This window comes from Candidatus Chlorohelix allophototropha (assembly GCF_030389965.1).
GTDB lineage: Bacteria > Chloroflexota > Chloroflexia > Chloroheliales > Chloroheliaceae > Chlorohelix > Chlorohelix allophototropha.
In genome coordinates this window covers 2,946,002-2,961,161 of the sequence record NZ_CP128399.1, presented here as the reverse complement: position 1 = coordinate 2,961,161, position 15,160 = coordinate 2,946,002, and the positions used below count along the sequence as shown (strand labels likewise).

At 46.2% G+C, this 15,160-nt stretch carries 10 protein-coding genes; all 10 read right to left on the bottom strand.

Going from position 1 to position 15,160, the window contains the following annotated elements; all coding sequences use genetic code 11:
- Positions 1-896 precede the first annotated feature (896 nt).
- Positions 897-2,846, bottom strand: coding sequence for a vWA domain-containing protein (locus tag OZ401_RS12880; protein ID WP_341468648.1), 1,950 nt, complete (start codon positions 2,844-2,846; stop codon positions 897-899).
- 12 nt (positions 2,847-2,858) lie between these two features.
- Entirely contained in the window at positions 2,859-3,791 is a 933-nt protein-coding gene (locus OZ401_RS12875; RefSeq protein ID WP_341468647.1) for a DUF58 domain-containing protein, read from the bottom strand.
- 28 nt (positions 3,792-3,819) lie between these two features.
- Positions 3,820-5,379 carry a S41 family peptidase gene (locus OZ401_RS12870; protein ID WP_341468646.1) on the bottom strand — a complete coding sequence of 520 codons (1,560 nt, stop codon included), beginning with the start codon at positions 5,377-5,379 and terminating at the stop codon, positions 3,820-3,822.
- 195 nt (positions 5,380-5,574) lie between these two features.
- Positions 5,575-6,582, bottom strand: coding sequence for an AAA family ATPase (locus OZ401_RS12865; protein WP_341468645.1), 1,008 nt, complete (start codon positions 6,580-6,582; stop codon positions 5,575-5,577).
- Between the two features lie 31 nt (positions 6,583-6,613).
- Positions 6,614-8,524 (bottom strand): hypothetical protein, encoded by a 1,911-nt coding sequence (locus tag OZ401_RS12860; protein ID WP_341468644.1) that lies wholly within the window; start codon positions 8,522-8,524, stop codon positions 6,614-6,616.
- A gap of 42 nt (positions 8,525-8,566) precedes the next feature.
- Positions 8,567-9,667: an ABC transporter permease gene (locus OZ401_RS12855; protein ID WP_341468643.1), complete on the bottom strand. Its 1,101-nt coding sequence runs from the start codon at positions 9,665-9,667 to the stop codon at positions 8,567-8,569.
- A gap of 83 nt (positions 9,668-9,750) precedes the next feature.
- On the bottom strand, positions 9,751-10,779 hold the full coding sequence (locus OZ401_RS12850) for an ABC transporter ATP-binding protein (RefSeq protein WP_341468642.1): 1,029 nt from the start codon (positions 10,777-10,779) through the stop codon (positions 9,751-9,753).
- A 4-nt stretch (positions 10,780-10,783) separates the two neighbouring features.
- Positions 10,784-12,985 carry a hypothetical protein gene (locus OZ401_RS12845; RefSeq protein ID WP_341468641.1) on the bottom strand — a complete coding sequence of 734 codons (2,202 nt, stop codon included), beginning with the start codon at positions 12,983-12,985 and terminating at the stop codon, positions 10,784-10,786.
- Complete coding sequence (locus OZ401_RS12840; protein WP_341468640.1) at positions 12,982-14,514, bottom strand: YdbT family protein; 1,533 nt, start codon at positions 14,512-14,514, stop codon at positions 12,982-12,984. Before OZ401_RS12840 ends, OZ401_RS12845 begins: the two co-directional genes overlap by 4 nt.
- Positions 14,511-15,158 (bottom strand): CDP-diacylglycerol--glycerol-3-phosphate 3-phosphatidyltransferase, encoded by a 648-nt coding sequence (gene pgsA / locus OZ401_RS12835; protein WP_341468639.1) that lies wholly within the window; start codon positions 15,156-15,158, stop codon positions 14,511-14,513. The genes OZ401_RS12840 and pgsA overlap by 4 nt, the downstream gene beginning before the upstream one ends.
- Positions 15,159-15,160 lie beyond the last annotated feature (2 nt).

Below are 15,160 nucleotides of genomic sequence, written 5' to 3'. Positions count from 1 at the left end.
ATCGAAAACTCTCCAAATTCATAAATTTTTTACAGGTTTGGTGACCTGTCAAATACTACTGTGTGCTGGTAGCTGTTAGGTTCAGTGGATAGCTCTTTTGCCCCGTATGTCTCTTTCGCTTCTTTGCGAAAAAGTTGCTAACCCCTAAAACTGCGACCCTAATTTTTGCAGACAAAACTAATGCAACAGCAACCTGAGGTTTCTGCAAAAGGACAATCCGGTTAATAGTGTCTACACTAACCCAGAGAATTGAGATTTACAAATGAGATCTTCAGAAAGGTTTGGGATAAATTTATTATCGCCTGAGACACAATCGAACGGTCTTTCTTAAAGGGGTCTGTCCCTATATCCCCGAAATTGCTTACTAGTTGGCTTGAATCATAACAATAATTACCTAACATGGCAAGCATGAAATTTCCCATTTCGTATAAGCATTATTTATATATTTAACTCATATTTAGCTTTTTGCATCGGTAATTATCCACCATGAATCCAGATTTTGTGAATATAAGTTATGCACTTATCCACATAAAATGTTACTATCTAAACTCTCTCCCACTCGTGCAATCAAAAAACCCTCAATATTCTGCAAAATATAACACTATTTTAAATTTATACACCCTTTCCCACAATTTGTGGAATAAACTCCTAGAGTTAACTTATCCCCATATATCCACATTTTGTGGAGTCATGCTGACAAATTATCCATTATCTAGGATAGATATACGCTACCGATGTTTTTTAATCCACAATTGTCCACATTATGTTGAAAAGCTCTTACATACATAAAAATTATTTAACATACGACTATTATTTAACAAGTGGACAATTGTGTGGATTACATGTGGAAAAGTATCGGAAGTTTCCCACACGAAAATTTGTTCGTGGAACTTTAATTATACTGTTTTGCCACTACTGCTTTTTTTTCGTGAAAATATGGTTATTTTACCTTTGTAGAAGATGAACCATTCCAGCATCAACAGGATTAATGCTACGAGTGCCAACGGCTGCCAGAACTCACGCTCAGTCTTTACCGTCGCATTATTTTGTACTCCGGAATTTGTACCCTGTAACCCCAAATCCTCCAACGGTTTGATATTGCTCACAGTATCGCTGAAGAGATTCACCACAAAAGATTCAGTTACAACACGCGGACGTGTAGTAGTGTTTCCGCCGCTTGGCGTGGCAGAAACAGTATCCAGCCGTCGTGTTACCTGATAAACGCCTGTCTGAGAGGTATCGGTAAAGGAAGCTACATTGTTAATGACCTTGAGTATTTGTGCCCCATTCCCCGGTGCTGTAACGCTTATCTGCTCGTTGCTGCTGCCAACCACAAAACTAACCGGTTCTCCCGGCGCGGCTTCCGAGACTGCATCTACTGCGCCCTGCGGCTGAAGCCAGCCTAGCGTATTGACCATTAGAATAGGCCACGAGATGTTTAAAGCCAAATTACTATTGTGCAAGTTAAAGGATAGAGCTGCAATACGTTGTCCCTGTCGCTCACCTGCAATTATCAAGGGAGTTCCATCGCCTGCTGCGGCTACTATATGTGCCCAACCCGGCATTTCAAATTGTTTGGCTTCGGCAATTTCGATTGAACTTAGATCGGTATAGCGTAAGATTGGGTCGTTTTGTTCCAACCGCCCCACTACTGGTTCTTTGCTGCTGCCTGTAACAGGCAGGAAAGGCGAGTTGTTGGGTCCAATAAGCCATACCCCTGCGCCGAACGGTAATTGATCAGGGGCAAATTCATCAAAGATAAAAATGTTATAGTCGGATTTATTCTTTAGAGCCTCATACTCAGATGGATCAATTTTCGAGACCTTATAATTGGTCATACGTGTTAGCAACGTACTGAGAAAGCTGTTTCCTGTAGTTACCAGCAGCACCTTCTGGGGGTCTCCGGCATTACGTACCGTCCATGCCTGATTATCAACCGCAAGAAAATCCTGCGTTCCGCTAATGGGCTTGATGGTAGCATTTACCACCTTTGTTGTAGAGGGTAGATCGGTTAAAGTAAGGTCAAACTTGTCGTTTGCGCCTATATCTACCTCACGGGTATTAAATACTTTACCGTCAACTGTCACCTGTAAGGTAGCTTTCGCCGGTATCTCTGCGTAGTTGCTCAAACCTATAAATAATTGAGGAGCTACGCCCGATTCACGCAATCTCAAACCGGTAATTGCTTGGTTATTATCGCTTTCACCGATTTTTATATAGCGCACTTTGGCACGCAACGGCGGCAAGCCTTCTGCGCGTGTAAACCCGCCATTGCTAACCACAATCACAGTAGTACCGGGGGTACGGTCTGCGTTTGTAGCTGCCAGCGTAATTGCGCCTTTTGCGTTGATAGCTTCGTTGGTAACTTTGGCTTTATCCAGCGCGTTTCTCAATTCGGCTTTGTTACTTGATGCAGTAGCCACTACTTCGGGGAAACTTCGCATCAGCACCAGAGTCATCTTGTCGCTGTTGCCCATCTGATCAATAAGGTTTGATACTTCCTGTCGGGCTTTGGAGAAGCGGTTGGGCGAAACATCGGTGGCTTGCATGGTTGCGCTGCTATCCAGCAACACAATAATGTTACCGGTGGCGGTTGCCTGACTTTCAAAAAATGGTTGGCTCAACACCGCTGCCAGTATCAGCAATAAAAGTAATTGCAAAAACATCAGCCAGTTTTTCTGAAGTTTTTGCCAAGGCGCGTTAGCTTGTCGGTCTTGTAAAACCTTGCGCCATAGGATATTGCTGCTTACCGTCATCTCTTCGCGCCGCAGTTTTAGCAGGTAAAAGAGGATAATCGGAATCGCCAGTATCAGGAACACCAAGCCTAAAGGAAACAAAAAACCCATAATACAACCTCTTTAAGCCACCAAGCCACGCCGTCTCATGTAGTGCAACACTAAATCATCGAACGGTACCGTTGTATCCACTTGAATATAGTTAATGGCGCGGCGTTGGCAGAAATCTATAATCTCACGCTGCCATAGGTTAAATTCTTGGCGGTACATTTCCAGCGCCTTGTTATCAATACTCACTTCCTGAAATTCACCCGTTTCAATATCTACCAATTTCAGGTCGCCGCGCAGCACTGGGTTTATTTCATCAGGAGAAAGCACATTTATCACATTTACTTCAAAACCGGCATTTTGAAGCGCTCTTAAGCCTTCAAAACACCCGCCCGGTGTAAGCAGATCAGAAATCAGAAATACCAATCCGCCATAGCGAATCTGTGACGAGTAATTTCGTAGCGCGGTATTCAGGTCTTCTGTACCACCCGCTTGCAGCTTTTCTACAAAGCGAATCATGCGCACGGTTTGGTTTTTACCCCGTATGATTGGCATACGTAGCTCATTGCTATTACCCAACGCGCTTAAGCCCGAAATAGTAACGCGATCCATCGCCGCGAGACCCATGTAGCTAATAGCGGCGGCTACTCTTTTGGCATACCACAACTTGTTATAAGTCGGATTCGCTCTGTTGTCACCTTCCAACATTTCACTATCTGGACCACTCCAATCCATGGAACGGCTACAATCCAATAGCATGTGTACGGTTAATTCTTCTTCTTCCTCGAACAATTTGATGAAAACTTTTTCAAGACGCGCATAAATATTCCAGTCCACTTGGCGCAGGTCGTCCCCGTGTGTATAGTTGCGGTAATCGGCAAACTCTACCGAAGTACCGCGTTTAACGCTGCGCCGTTCGCCTTTCAGACTACCCATACGCATGCGTTTGCTTACCAACACGAGGCGATCTATTTTTCTCAGGAAATCTTCATCCAGTAAACTTGGCATAATTTTCTTTCTCCCCTAGCCTGAGAGCTTAAGAACCGTTAGTAGCCAGCGACTTTTGCAGATAGCTCACTCCGGCAGCCAGTTGCGGGTCACGTCCCATCGCAAGGTCTTCTACCGTCAAATCTACCTTGATTTCTGGATCGATACCCAACCCATTCAGCTTTTCGCCGCCTTTTGATTCATATTCACGGATAGTAACGCTAATCGAAGTGCCATCCCCTAGTTGAAATTCCTGCGTGTAGCCAAGCGCCCCGGCGGAACGTGTTCCAATCAACGAGCCTAGTTTATAATCGCGTACAGTTAGCGCGAAAATTTCGCTGGCGGAGGCGCTGCCATCATCTATCAAGACTGTCATTGGCAACAATGGGCTGAAAGGCTTTCCCTTATTGTTGCCGGTTGTGCCTCCGTTGCTAACTCTCACTTCACTCCGGTTTGTGCGGTCATAGTCGTAACCCATTACCTGACCATTTTCGAGAAATCTCCCCGCCAGTTGGTCAAAATTTATACCGCCGGGATTACCCCGCACATCAATTATCCAAGCTACCGCCCCTTTTGCATATAAATCGCGCATTGCTTGATCGGTTTCGTCGGCAACATTCTTAAAAAAGTCCCGTATGGCGATATAGCCGATATTTCCATTTACCATGCGATATTCCACTGTCGGCATGGTGTAGCGAGCTTTTACCACATTAATAGGAAGCAAATTCGATTCGCCCACTCGCTGTATTGTAAACTTGTGATATTCATTTTCTTTAGCGTCACGCACAATCTGCCAGTTATTGGTAGAAAGCTTTACATCGTCATACGCTGCAATCTGATCACCGGCACGCAACCCCGCTTTACCGGCGGGCGCAGTCTGGATTACCCGCGAGATATAAACCTTATCGTTATAGAAAACAGGTACAATCCCGAAACCGATTTGGCTATTGTCGCCTACAAAAAGGTTCTGGCGATTTTGAGTGGCGGCGTTGTTCATAAAATAGGTGTGCTCATCGCCAACCGCGTTCGCCAGTTCAATTATCAAGCGGTGCGCCAAGTCTCCTTTAGGATATTGCCAGCCTTTTTCAATAAGACCATCCAACGTAGTGTTGAACGTTTCGCTGAATTTATTCCAATTTTGTTCTGGCGTGCCGGAGAAAGCAGGAATGTTAATCTCTACGCCTGTAATATTCTTCAATTCCTTCAGAGTTACCGTCAGAATTGCGCTGTTATCAGGTTCTTTGAAAAGATGTTGGTTGATATCATCATAGGCTTTTTTAAGCAGCCCAAGCTCATAGTTTTTATCTACAGGCTCCAGCGCGCCGCTTAAAGTGGGAGTAGCGATAACCGGATGTGTGGGAGATACTACGGGTGTAGGGATTGACACTGGCGTTGTGGTAGGTTGATCGGAGGAAACTTTAACCGGAGTTGAAACATTGCTAGTGTTTACAATAACCCCACCGCTACGGTCAACTTCAATCGAAGGCAATGCTACCATACCTTGCCCGGTTGGGGGCTTGTTATTTGAGGAACAAGCTATCAGTAGTGCCGATAACATTACTGCTATTAGCAACAAACCCAGTTTTTTGAAGAGATTCGATTTTGGCATAAATTTATATGGGTGTGAAATTGAATATAGACGCAGCTGGCGCGTATAAACCTGTATTGCGGTGGGTAATACCGAGGGTCGAGGGCTTATTCTCCACAATCAGGGCGACACACAGCCTGAACAAATTTTACTCTTTTTTGTATTAAAAGAGTCTGATAAACTGTAAAACTAGTGTAAAAAAAATCAACGCCCCGCTTACTTGCCCTCTTTATCTTCCGGCACTGTTTTGAGAATTTCTTCAATCACCTTGTCTGCGTCGATACCTTCTGCCTCGCCTTCAAAATTAAGAATAAGGCGATGACGCAGCGCATGGTAAGCAACGGTGCGAATGTCTTCAAATGCCACGTTAAAACGCCCATCCATCAGTGCCACGATTTTTGAAGACAGCATCATTGCTTGCGCCCCGCGCGGGCTAGAACCGAAACGCACATATTGTTTGACGAAGGGGGGCGCGCTGTCGCTATCCGGGTGGGTTGACAGCACAATACGCGCTACATAATTTTGAACGTGCGTGGCGACCGGGATGTGGCGTGCCAGTTCGCCCATCGCCATAACTTTTTGTCCGTCAGCAATCTTGCTCAGATTGGGTTTATCGCCTCCGGTGGTGCGTCCAAGAATTTCCATTAACTCATCTTCTTTAGGAAAACCCACCTGCAACTTGAAGAAGAAGCGGTCTAATTGCGCTTCTGGGAGTGGGTAAGTACCTTCCATATCAATAGGGTTTTGTGTAGCCAACACGAAGAAGGGACGTTCTACCCGATAGGTTTGGTTCGATACCGTTACGGTGCGCTCTTGCATCGCTTCCAATAGCGCGGATTGGGTTTTCGGCGTTGCGCGGTTGATTTCGTCTGCCAGCACCAGATTGGCAAAAATCGGACCGGGCTGAAACCGGAATTGCCTACCGCCATGCTGGTCTTCCAGCAATATATTTGTGCCTACAATATCCGCTGGCATCAGGTCGGGGGTGAATTGGATACGGCTGAAACGCAGTTCCAGCACTTCCGCCAGAGTACGTACCAACGCAGTTTTACCCAAACCCGGCACGCCTTCCAACAACACATGCCCACCTGAGATTATACTTACCATTACGTAACGGACAATATCTTTTTGCCCAACGATGATACGCCCCACCTCTTGTTCTATGCGGGTGGTTATCTCGCGGAATTCTTCCGGAGTCATTGTGCCTTGAATCGCAGTCGCCATGTTTCCTCGTCTATTGGTTACACTCTATGCTCTAGGAGCGATTATTCAAGTCGTCAAAATACTGTTTGATAATATCCTTTAGAGTAAGCGGTACATTATTCTTGTCCAGCGCCTCAGAAGCGGCACGAGCGTAATCTTCGATTACCTGAGTATAAGGCACTTGGGTATCACCAGCAGCTCCACCGTTATTGGTGTTGGTGCTTTGGGTGGGACCATCGCCATTTTTGCCCTTTAAGTTCTGCTGCGTACCATTTCCGTTGCGCTTGGTGGGGCTTTGGTAAACGCTATCAACGCTTCCTTTACCCGCGCCTTTACCCTGTCCTTGCCCTTGGTTGGAGTTCTGCCCACCTTGGTTAGAACCATTTCCTTGCCCCTGCCCGTTGCCCTGTCCTTGTTGGTCGCCTTGTCCGTTACTGCCGTCACCTGCGGCTTGCTGGTCGCCCTGTCCTTGCCCTTGTCCGCTGCCCTGACTCTGACCATTTCCGCTTTGCTGCGATTGGTTACCCTGTGCCCCCTGCTGTCCTTGCCCTTGTTGCTGGCTGGTTGGCTGCTGCCCATCCGTTGAGGTATCACCGTTTTGGTTACTATCGCCAAGTTGACCGAGGTCTTCCTGCTTGCCGAAATCTTGTGCTTGCGTACCGGCTTTGCTGCTTACAGTGGTACTATCTTGGCTTTGCTTGCCGGCATTCGAAAGTGCCTGCTCACTTTTCTGGAGTTGGCTTTGGGCGTTTTGAAGTTGATCTTGGAATTGCTGATTCTTTCCGGCTTGTTGCGTCTGATTGGCAAGATCGCGTAAGGCTTGCTGTGCCCCTGACGGGTTTTGGTTTAAATTATCGCTGCTCAATTGCTGAGCGGCTTTGTTCAGGGCATCTGCCATAGCTTTGTCGCTATTTTCAAAGTTTTTGGCGTTCTGTGCCAATGAATCGGCTAACGCCTGCGCTTGTGTTGGGTCATTTTTCAGCTTATCGATATTATCCGCCACTTTTTGCAATTGGTTAGCGGCGTTATCAAAACGGCTTGGGTCATTGGATTGGCTGAGGGCGTTACCGGCAGCGCGGGTACTATCATATTTCTTCAAATCGTTTGCCAGCGATTCGAAGGCGGCTTTCTGAGCAGCCTGATTAGTGTCGCCTAATTTTGAAATCTCTTGGTTGGCTTTATCAATGCTCGCCAGCGCTTGCTCACGATTGAACTTATTATCCTGAATGTCCTTTTTCGCCGAATCCAACTGCTTTAATAAATCTTGCAGCTTCGGGTCAGATTCGGACAGGTTATACTTTTTGGCTTCTTCCTTGATTTGGTTCTTCAAATCCTCTATTTTTTGCGCTTCTTTATCCACTTGCTGCCCTAACGCTTCATTTTCTTTGGCAAGCAGCGCCGCTGAGTTGGGCAGGAAAAGAGCTAACGCCAATAAAGGTATTAGTACCAATGCAAACAGCCCCGGTTTTTTCTGTACTCGTAGCGGGAAGGCTTTCCGAAGTTTGGTTTCTTCCAGAATAGTTTTAGCATCTTGGAATTGGCGCGCTCCCATAGTGGCATAGCCTAGTTTCTTGGGAGAGTTATAGCCTTCCAACGCGGTGCTGGTACGTTCTTTCAAACCTAGCATGCGGTCGGTGCGTTTTGCCGTGTCCAGAATAGTGCGTGGTCGGAAAAGAGCGTAACCTATACTGCTTATCAAAAATATCAGCAGCGCTGCCGCCGCTATTACTAGCACCTGTTCAACTGTTAATGAGGGTATAACCCGGCTGTAGAGCGCGACTGCTAAAGAGATACCACTACCTGCTAAGAACGCAAATGGCAGAATCCGCACCATTTCCTGTATGCGCATGCGGAACTCAAAGCGTTTGAGACGCTGCACCAGCGCTTTGTAATCTTTCTCGGCAATTTGCTGTTCTATAAGTTGACGCTCGTTAACGTCCTGCTCTTTTTCAATTACTGCCATTGGATATACTCCAGTTGTGTACTACCGGAAGCAAGAAGGTAATTAAGAACCCGGTTTTTTCTGCTTGTTTTTCCGCTTCGAGATTTTTAGTCCCAGATTAAGGGGTTTTACCCGGGTGGTTGCCAACCACAGAAAAAGCGCGATCAGAATCAACGCCAGTATGGTGAAAGTGAGCCATGGCATTGGTAGGCTCAAGCTTCGATTGGGTAAATTAAACGTGTTGTCGGTATAAAAAAATAAATTGGTACTATTCTGGTTTAGCTGATTAAAACTTTGTCCTAACGCCAACCCCGGATTAAAAGAATAGGTTATATTGGTAAATATCTGAAGCCACTTAGGTGGGACATAGGGCAAATAGCCGGAAGTTCCGTACTGCATGTAGATAGTGCCACCCTGATATTGATTGCGCACTTCTGATTCTACTAGAAAGCCGATTCCGGGTATTACTAAAAAAAGCACTATTACAAAGAAAAAGGCGCTACGAAAAGCTCGTGCGGTGGTGCGACTGGCGGCAGAGCGATATAATGCGATTGAACCCATCAATAGGGTGCTCAATAGGCAAACCCCAAAGCCAATGAATAACTGGCTGAGTGATACCCCTCCCACCAAAAATACCACGCTCAGTACCGGAAGTGCTGCTACGATCATCAGACATAGGTACGCTTGGGTGCTGACAAGCTTGCCCCATATAATATCACGCGGTCTCAGTAAGGTGGTGAGCAATATATCGTAAGTTTGACGTTCCTTTTCCCCGGCAATCGCCCCGGCGGTAAAAGTAGGCGACAGAAAAGTTATCAGAACTAATTGCGTGACCAGAAGCGCAAAGAGTAGCCACATCCCTTTCTCAGAGTTATTATAAGAGGCATACAAATCGGGTATCGGCGCAACTATTACATCTGTACCGAGATTCGGCACAGTATTCTGGTTATAATTATAATTGTAATAATAAGCGTAGTTTCTGTTGTCGAGTACATATATCATAATGCCCGCAAAACTCAAGGCAGCGGTAAATAAAGCTAGGTTAAAAGTACCTCGCCAATTTCGCATGCGCCCGCGCAATTCCTTGAGGACAATCGGGTTTGAACGGAGTCTGAACCAGAAGCCGGTAAAGGGATTGGTAAGTTTTGAAGCTCTATTTGCCATAAAAGCAGCCTTGAAATACTAGTCAGCAATGGTAGCCTATTTTAACCCGCTATTTACCCCAAGCGCAACCCCTGTACGATTTATTATGCTACCAATCCTTTAGTTATTTTGAAGAAAATGTCTTCGAGGTTGTCTTGTCGTTCTGAAAAATCAAAGATAAACAGGTTACAGGCGATCAAATATCTTAGCAGTGTGTGCATCTCCGCTTCGTCGCCTTGCACCGTAGCTTCAAAGTTGGCGATATGCCCCGCCACATCGTTGGTTTCTTCCATCAATTTAAGCTCGGTTACGCCGGGTGCGGCTTTTATCGCTGCCTCTGCTGCTAGGGGTAGTTCTTCTGCGCCTAACCGCACTTTGATACGCACTAATCTATTGATGTGGCGCAACTGGCGGATTATATCGCTAACTTTCCCTTGCGCTAGCAAAGTACCACGCTCTATAATCCCGATATGGGTACACATTTCCGCCAACTCGGTCAGGATATGGCTGGAAATTAGCACGGTTTTGCCCATACGACTCAATTCGCGCAACAGTTCGCGCAATTCTACTCTGGCGCGTGGGTCTAAACCGCTGGCAGGCTCGTCCAGAATTAGCAATTGGGGGTCATGCACCAATGTACGTGCTAGCCCAAGCCTTTGCTTCATACCGCGCGACAAATCTTCAATAAAGGTATTGCGCTTTTCGGAAAGGTCAACCAATTCCAACAATTCCTCAATCAGTGCCGCGCGTTTACGCGCCTCCACATAATAAGCGCTGGCAAAAAAATCGAGGTATTCCCATGCTTTCATCCGGTCGTAAATCCCGAAATAATCGGGCATAAAGCCGATAGAAGCCCTAATTGCTTTCAAATTTTTACGACTTTGGTCGGTCACACTGTAACCGCAAACGTATGCCTCGCCGCTGTTCGGTTGCAGCAATGAAGCGAGGATGCGCATGGTAGTGGTTTTCCCTGCGCCGTTTGGTCCGATAAAGCCATAAATCGCGCCGCGCTCAATTTGCATATCCATGCTGTTTACTGCTACGAACGCGCCAAACTTTCTCACAAGCTGACGTGTCTCTACCACCAATTCTTTTTTCTGTTCTGGTATAGCTATGTCTGGCGCGTTACTCATATCCTCATACCTTGACTGCAAGACCTTCAAACAGCAATGCTAGTTCAAAATTGCTCATCGTTTTTGATTCTATTTGGAAAGGCAACGGGGCATTTTTACTCCAACCGATCAGATAAAAGCGGTTGTTATCTGCTGCTAAACCTTCTCCGTTCATTCCAAAAAGTGATTCCAGCACTACTGCTCGGTGGTAATCGGGGTCTTGTACCAACTTGCCGTCCACCTTGCGTAATTTGGTCAGCCCTATCGGATAGTTGATACCATTGGTAATTGTCGCGTTCATCAATTGTGCGCTGCTGGCATTAACTAAGGTCTCGACCAGATTTGCGCCGGGTACTCCCGGCAGGGCTGGAATAGCTTTTTTCTCTTTCGCTTTTATTGTGCCTACCTTCTGCACCGTTCCACCGGGTACGAAAACCATCACATCTTCCCAATCCCGGTTGGTAGTATTTTCCAGCGTGCCTTCGAGTTTGCTGTTATTTAGCTTTGCCTCTGCGACTATTCCCCCATTAAAATAGCGCTCTGCTTCGCTCTCGAATCCAAAACTGCGACGCTGCTGCAAACCTAGAAACATGCTGTTATAGCCCGCGCTACTGCCCTGTTTTATGCCTGTCGAGCCAGAAGAGCTATTCGCACCTGATAAATTGGTATCGCTATCGCCAAAACTCGTACTGAAAAGGGTTTCGTCTGCAACCTTTAAGTCAAATTCGTTTCGTTTGTTGCTGTATAGCGTAGTCAGTCCGGTAAAACTGCCCTGCATTACGCCATCATTGCCCTGTCCTAGCATAATTACGGCGGTGCGGCTTATTACCATATCTTGTTCCAAACCACCGCTATTAATAACGTAAGCGATAATCGTAAACAGGACACCGAGCACCGGCACAACCCACCAACCCCATTCGCGCTTGTCGTAGCGTTTAAGCACGAAATAAACCACTACCCCAATAATAACCAGATAGATGCTCAGGAAGATAATCAGCGACAGGGTATCAAAACGCTCCTTAATACCATTGTTGGGTGTGATACGATAACTCCAGTCATTGCCAATTTGAGTGAGGCGTGCGGTAGTGGCATAATCAAGGCGTGGTAGGTAATCCTTGAATATCGTTTGCCAGAATGCCTCTGCTTGATTCCAGCCCCTCAGGTTTTGTAATTCCCCTGCAAAGTACCAGCTTGTACCTAACCCATAGCCGCGTGCTGCCAACAGCAAAGGTTCGTTGGTGGTAGCGGGTGGTATCAACGCGCTTGCCCCTGCTGCTTTGTCATCCAGCTTCACATCCGATACTAAAAGATCGGGTGCTGTACTACCGGGAGGTAGCGTAGTTTGCTTACCTCTAGCCACAAAATCCAGCAAACTCTGTGAGCCGGAGACAGTTTTAGGACCACCATTCAAGGTTACGGGCAACAAAGGTTGTAAAAATGCTGCTTTGCGCAACCCGCTATCTCCCGCCACTAACAACGCTTTACCGTTAGCCAGCCAACCACCAATCGAATTTCGCAAAGCGGTGCTATCGCTTCCCCCAGAACCTAATTGGGTAGTGCTTAAATCTCCCACCACCAACGCATCTAGTCCATTAAGTCCGGCGGGATTAGACGGTAGGTCATTAGGTGACAGGTGCGCAATCCATGCGCGAGTGCGGTTTGCCAGTGGAGTATTGATGGTATTGTAATAGACGTACAGGAAAGCCGAATAATTGCGGGGCGGTTGCGCCATATCGAGGCTATTAATATAATTAAGCGCGGTACTATCGTCGCTTACCACCCCTATCAGGAAACCGCTATCGTTCAAAGGGCTAAGGTCTTTGGTGGCTTCTGCCAATTTTGCGCCGCTATCATCCACCAAACGCACTTGCAAATTGCGGGCGCTATGCGCACCCAGTATATAAAGCCAATAGGTTTTGCGGTAAGGTGGTGACAGGTTCACCTCTCGATAGTACAGAATACCGTCAGGGGTAAAACCGTCTAACGAAGCTTCTATCCTTCCATTTATTGGTTCGTTGGAATTAGCGGCATTCTCCAACGTCACCTGAATCGGTAACCATGTACCTTCCTTAAAATACCCATCAAATCCGGCTTTAATAGTCATTTTTACAGATGAATTATTTGTAGGTGTGGGAGTTTGAGCATAGGCAGGAGAACCACTATATATTTGGAAAAACGAGAAGAGGAAAAGGATTACCAGAAATGCGCGGAAGTGAGAAAATCTCATGTCTTCCAGTCTCCGAACAAGGGACGACCTTCGCTAGCTCTTCGCCTTTTAAGCTCATCATTCTTGGCAAAAAAGTTGTAAATCATCTCCGTATTGCGATTGTCTTCAACATCCTCTCGTAGAATCTTGGCATCTTCTATACGTTCGTTTACAAGGTCTTCTACATCTTCTGGACCCGGAATATTTTCGAACTTAAGTGGTTCGCCCTGCCCTGCTGTCGAAATAATAACCGTACCAAAGCCCAATAGGTTGGACATGAAACCGGGTTTATCGGATTGGACATCCTGCGCGTTCATCGCTTTGACTACACCCACCGATTGGTCAAAACCGAACGGTAATTTTGTCATGCTCAAAAATTCATCGTGGCGTATTATATAGCGGTCATTTCGCCAGTTTTCATACTGAAGATAGACTTTGAAGCCGAGACCGCCCAACGCTACTAGCAAAACTACCCACAATATTATACTTACCAGACCGTTAGTTTTGGGGAAAATAAACCACTGCATCGGAAGTAGGTAAATCAGGAACAGCATAACCATAGCCAGCACCCAACCTATAGTAGTGGTAATAAGGAACCAAGGATGGGTGTGCCAAGTGTAAATTTCACGCCCGCGCTCGTCATGTGTAATGATTTTGCGGGTGGGCAGGAAAATTTCCCAGAAGGTGAGCTTATCTTCTACCGGTTCGCCTCTAGGCTTTTCTTCTTTGCCGTAGTATATCTCGCGCAATCTTTTTTCAATCCGCTCGGCTGCACGTTTTTTGCGCGCCTCGTTGTTATAAATACGCCACCGCATTATTAACGAATCTATTTCTTGCCTGAGCAATTCAGGATATTGGACATGGTTAAATACTATTTTGCTTCTGCCCATGCTGGTTATGGTGATGTTCCCGGTTTTGTAAATCCACTCAAGCGGGTTGCGCGCCGTTTCCAGCCTCACTTCTTGGGCTTTATCCAACCGGATTTCGGTAGTATCCCTTTTAAAGAACAGAACTTTTTCTACCTGTATTACTCGAATACTGGTGACCACTAGGCGATCATTGCGGTAATCTACCCAGTACCACACCAATCCCAAAATATCCAGCATTACCAGCAATATAAAAAGGATAATGAAGATGAAGCTTTTGAGCGCCAACAGGAAAGCAAATCCGAGGAAAATCAACAGGGGTACCCCTAGCAATGGCAACCATGCCAGATGCAGAAAATGTGTCCAATGGCGATAATAAACGGTTCTGATTTCCTCATTATTCATCAGACCGCCTAGATATTCGGTGACTTCAAGCGGATCAAAAACGTTGTTACGCCGAACAGGGTTTTTTTCTTTGCTTCTCCAACTTCGTTTGGTTTTTGGGGGCTTTAAGTCAACAGCAATCGGTTCTTCAGTATATTCTTCAAGGTTTGCTTCCTGCTCAGACACACCTTTTTGAGACACACCTTTAGAATGGGGCGTGCCCCAGTGGTTTCGCGGTTTTCTCTTGTTATACGAATCCGAATGTTGCGCCTGATGGCGAGAATATTCAAAAGGATTCATAAAATTCCTTCAGTTTTTTTTCCGGAAGCTCCCGCTGGTGGTTCTGTTCTTCGCTTTTGTAACTTGAGAAAGTCGCGAATATAGATGTAACCGCTATAGAGGGTTAACCATGTAACCCAATATACCCAGAGCCAAGCAATTTCGAGGAACAACCTTGCCGGCTGTATATCTGATATTTTCCATTCGTAAAAGCTGTGAAGAATCCCGCTAGGATTTACACCGTCTGCCCACACTATCAGCCAAGTCACAGCGATGGCAGTAAAGACGGTTTTCAGCTTACCAGCTTTTCCTGCCGGAATTACGATACCGTTGGAAGCGGCGTAACTTCGCAATCCAGTTATCAGGAATTCGCGCCCGATAATGATAATCGCAATCCAGCCGGAGAGTATATTCTGCTGTACTAGCATTATCAAAACGCTGGAGATCATTAACTTATCGGCGGTCAGATCAAGGAAGATTCCCAGATTTGAAACCGTCTTGTGTCGTCGCGCAAAATAGCCATCCAAAATATCGGTAATCTGTGCCAGTACGAACAGTACGGCAGCAATAAGATAGGAAGGAGGCCAATCTCGCAATGCCAGTAGTACCAAAACAACCGGAGTAGCGGCAATACGTGATCCGCTTAGGAGATTAGCCAAAGGCATAG

What these genes read in the sequence shown, in the direction of transcription:
- OZ401_RS12880 (WP_341468648.1), bottom strand. Translation starts at nt 2,846, where the DNA reads ATGGGTTTTTTGTTTCCTTTAGGCTTGGTGTTCCTGATACTGGCGATT.
- OZ401_RS12875 (WP_341468647.1), bottom strand. Translation starts at nt 3,791, where the DNA reads ATGCCAAGTTTACTGGATGAAGATTTCCTGAGAAAAATAGATCGCCTC.
- OZ401_RS12870 (WP_341468646.1), bottom strand. Translation starts at nt 5,379, where the DNA reads ATGCCAAAATCGAATCTCTTCAAAAAACTGGGTTTGTTGCTAATAGCA.
- OZ401_RS12865 (WP_341468645.1), bottom strand. Translation starts at nt 6,582, where the DNA reads ATGGCGACTGCGATTCAAGGCACAATGACTCCGGAAGAATTCCGCGAG.
- OZ401_RS12860 (WP_341468644.1), bottom strand. Translation starts at nt 8,524, where the DNA reads ATGGCAGTAATTGAAAAAGAGCAGGACGTTAACGAGCGTCAACTTATA.
- OZ401_RS12855 (WP_341468643.1), bottom strand. Translation starts at nt 9,667, where the DNA reads ATGGCAAATAGAGCTTCAAAACTTACCAATCCCTTTACCGGCTTCTGG.
- OZ401_RS12850 (WP_341468642.1), bottom strand. Translation starts at nt 10,779, where the DNA reads ATGAGTAACGCGCCAGACATAGCTATACCAGAACAGAAAAAAGAATTG.
- OZ401_RS12845 (WP_341468641.1), bottom strand. Translation starts at nt 12,985, where the DNA reads ATGAGATTTTCTCACTTCCGCGCATTTCTGGTAATCCTTTTCCTCTTC.
- OZ401_RS12840 (WP_341468640.1), bottom strand. Translation starts at nt 14,514, where the DNA reads ATGAATCCTTTTGAATATTCTCGCCATCAGGCGCAACATTCGGATTCG.
- pgsA (WP_341468639.1), bottom strand. Translation starts at nt 15,158, where the DNA reads ATGCCTTTGGCTAATCTCCTAAGCGGATCACGTATTGCCGCTACTCCG.